Genomic DNA, 861 nt, shown 5'->3' with positions numbered 1-861 from the left:
AGCTTACATTGTTCTGAGAAACTGTTGCAGATAATGCTGTTGGCTGAGTTACCGTGGCGTTTACCGTTCCGGTACATCCGTTTGCATCTGTGATGGTTACGCTATAAGTTCCTGCTGCCAATCCTGTTCTGTCTTCAGTCGTGATTCCACCACCCCAGTTGAATGTATAAGGTGCAGTCCCACCTGTCGGGGTTAAATTAATTGCTCCGGTTGAACCGCCGTTACAAGCTACATTCGTTACCACTGTAGTTCCTGAAACGGATGTGGCTGGTTGAGTTACCGTGGCGTTCACGGTTCCGGTACATCCGTTTGCATCTGTGATGGTTACGGTATACGTTCCTGCCGATAAGCCTGTGCGGTCTTCAGTGGTGATGCCGCCACCCCAGTTGAATGTATAAGGTGCCGTTCCGCCTGTCGGAGTTAAATTGATTGCTCCGGTTGAACCGCCGTTACAAGCTACGTTCGTTACCACTGTAGTTCCTGAAACGGATGCAGCTGGCTGAGTAATGGTCACTGTTCTCGTTGTTGTACAAGAATTAGCATCCGTTACTGTTACCGTATATGTTCCTGCTGAAAGTCCTGTTGCTGCTGCAGCAGTTCCGCCTGTTGGTGACCATGAATAAGTGTATGGTGAAGTTCCACCGGAAACGGTTATTGTTGCAGAACCGTTAGATCCGCCGTTACAGCTTACATTGTTCTGAGAAACTGTTGCAGATAATGCTGTTGGCTGAGTTACCGTGGCGTCCACCGTTCCGGTACATCCATTAGCATCAGTGATGGTTACGGTATACGTTCCTGCCGATAAGCCTGTGCGGTCTTCAGTGGTGATGCCGCCACCCCAGTTGAATGTATAAGGTGCCG

The 861-nt window shown here is 49.5% G+C and carries 1 protein-coding gene; it reads right to left on the bottom strand.

Annotated features, from left to right (window positions below):
- Window positions 1-861, bottom strand: an 861-nt coding sequence (locus FOL89_RS17465; RefSeq protein WP_185147016.1) for a SprB repeat-containing protein, incomplete at both ends; no start/stop codon positions are given.

Source organism: Chryseobacterium echinoideorum, from assembly GCF_007474535.1.
Taxonomy (GTDB): Bacteria; Bacteroidota; Bacteroidia; order Flavobacteriales; family Weeksellaceae; genus Chryseobacterium; species Chryseobacterium echinoideorum.
This window is presented reverse-complemented; position numbering and strand designations above follow the sequence as displayed.